1 protein-coding gene and 1 pseudogene are annotated in these 2,612 nt (G+C 34.9%); one reads left to right on the top strand and one right to left on the bottom strand.

Annotation, left to right across the window (positions count from 1 at the left end; all coding sequences use genetic code 11):
• A partial coding sequence (locus tag ACIQ2S_RS12870; RefSeq protein ID WP_396176628.1) for an alpha/beta hydrolase family protein occupies nucleotides 1-1,771 on the top strand: 1,771 nt, incomplete at its 5' end.
• A 577-nt stretch (nucleotides 1,772-2,348) separates the two neighbouring features.
• Here ACIQ2S_RS12870 and ACIQ2S_RS12865 read toward each other — a convergent pair.
• A pseudogene (locus ACIQ2S_RS12865) lies at nucleotides 2,349-2,612 on the bottom strand (hypothetical protein); the annotation flags it as partial.

Here is a 2,612-nt window from a genome sequence, read left to right as displayed (position 1 = left end):
CCAGGATTTATTGAAAAACCCTACTGATGAAGCCAATTTTGACGCATTAGCAAAATCGGAACTATACAAAGTGTCGCTCTCCGGAAAAGCGGAATTATTTAAAAAAGCTGATTTATATGCAGGTGTGAGTTTTTCTCCTGATGGTTCGTATGTGATGATTACAACCATTCAAAAACCGTATTCCTATATTGTTCCTTTGAGTCGTTTTCCGCAAAAATCAGTAGTTTATGATACTATGGGCAAAGAAATTAAAGTGGTAAACGAAGTGCCTTTAACCGAAGTAATGCCCAAAGGTTTTTCTTCCGTTCGTAAAGGAAAAAGAAGTATGAGTTGGAGAGCTGATCAGCCCGCAACACTTGTGTTTGTTGAAGCACTTGACGGTGGCGACCAAGCAGTTAAAGTAGATTTTAGAGATGAAGTATTTTTATGGAATGCACCTTTTTCAAATGCTCCTACATCTTTGGTAAAAACACAACAGCGTTTTGCGGGAATCATGTGGGGAAATGAAAATACCGCCATCGTAATGGACCAATGGTACGATACACGAAACATGAAAACCTATTTAATCAATCCGTCCAATCCGAATGTTGCTCCAAAAGTAATTAACGACCGCAACTCTCAAGACATGTATTCCGACCCGGGTTCCTTTGAAATCAAAAGAAATCAATACGGCAGAGGCGTCATTGCGATTGAAAACAACAACGCTTATTTAATTGGCGAAGGGAACACTAAAGAGGGTCAGTTTCCTTTTATTGATGAGTTCAATTTGGGCACTTTAAAAACGAAACGCTTGTATCAATCAAATTATAAAGATAAAAAAGAAGACATCTATTCGATTGCCGATTTGAAAAAAGGCGATGTTTTGGTGATGATTCAATCGAAAAATGAATACCCCAATTATTACTACAGAAATATTAAATCGAAAAATAAATTAACACAAATCACCAACTTTAAAAATCCGTTTGAAAGCATCAAAGATGTCTATAAGGAAGTTATTAATTACAAACGTAAAGACGGTGTCGATTTATCAGGAACGTTATATTTACCTGCCGGCTACGACCGTACTAAAAAAGAAAAATTGCCTTTATTGATTTGGGCATATCCTCAGGAATTTAAAGACAAAAATACAGCCGGACAATCGTCTAAAAACTCCAATGAATTCACTTTACCTTATTATGGATCGTTTGTGTATTGGGTGACTCGCGGTTATGCCGTTTTAGACGATGCTGCGTTCCCTATTATTGGCGAAGGAACTACCGAACCCAACGACACCTTTATTGAACAATTAGTTGCCGATGCCGAAGCTGCCATTGATGCAGTAGACAAATTAGGCTACATCAACCGAAATAAAGTTGCGGTGGGCGGACATTCGTATGGAGCTTTTATGACCGCTAATTTATTGACACATTCCAATTTATTTGCTTGTGGAATTGCACGAAGTGGAGCCTATAACCGAACGTTGACTCCTTTCGGTTTTCAAAGCGAACAACGAAATTATTGGGATGTACCGGAAATTTACAACGGCATGTCGCCTTTTATGAATGCCGATAAAATGAAAACCCCGATGTTATTGACTCACGGAGAAGCAGATAACAATCCCGGGACATTTACCCTACAAACCGAACGCTACTTCCAAGCGTTGAAAAACTTAGGAGCTCCGGTGCGTATGGTCATTTTACCGAAAGAGAGTCACAGTTATGTAGCCAAAGAAAACATCATGCACTTGCTTTGGGAACAAGACCAGTTTTTGGAAAAATATTTGAAGAATTAAGTTGTAAGAATATATAAAATTGAAAAACCCTGAAATTGAGAGATTTTGGGGTTTGTTTTTTAATAAAAAACGAGGATTCACAGATTTCTTTTGAACACAGATTTTGGAAATTACAATAATAGTTAGGAGTTGGGTCGCAGACTTGATTCGTTATTTTTTAAAAATAAAAATGTAATATAAGTGAATTTCACTATTCATCGTGTTGACCTTTTAATTGAGTAGTGCTGATGGAAAGACTTCGAAGTTTTATTTATTTCATGTATTTGAGGTACCACAACCCTTAAGTATCCCTTAAGTATCCCTTACTTTGACTCCTCTGAAATTTATTGATTTTTAAATACTTGTCATATAAGTTTCTTTTTAAAAGCTAAGTCACACTTCAATGAACTTATTTGACTTATATGGTTATAAACAAATTCAAAGTAAATTTGAAGTCAGTACATTTCAACTAAAATACACCTTTATTCTTTAACCAAAAACAATACATAACCCAGAATCAATTCCTTTTCATGTTCAAAAAACAAAACACCCTTTTCATAACTTGCCTCAATCAATAATGACTAACCTCACCAGGATTTCAAATTTTATGCTGACTCCAATCAATTGTACTCATCAAATAAAAACCATAGATTAATAAAAAAAGTAGTAGTAAAATAAAAACAAAAACTAACCAACCTCTTATCATATTTTTCTCTTTAGGGAGTTGGTCAAATTGAACTATTATATCTTTCCACTTATCTTTATGATTAAAAATATAGTAATGTGGCAAAACAATAGTAAAAAAACCTATAGTATATACATATAATGCTAAATTGTCATGGTCTAAACAAATAGATCTATC

The organism is Flavobacterium sp. (assembly GCF_044371705.1).
Taxonomy (GTDB): domain Bacteria; phylum Bacteroidota; class Bacteroidia; order Flavobacteriales; family Flavobacteriaceae; genus Flavobacterium.
This window is presented reverse-complemented; position numbering and strand designations above follow the sequence as displayed.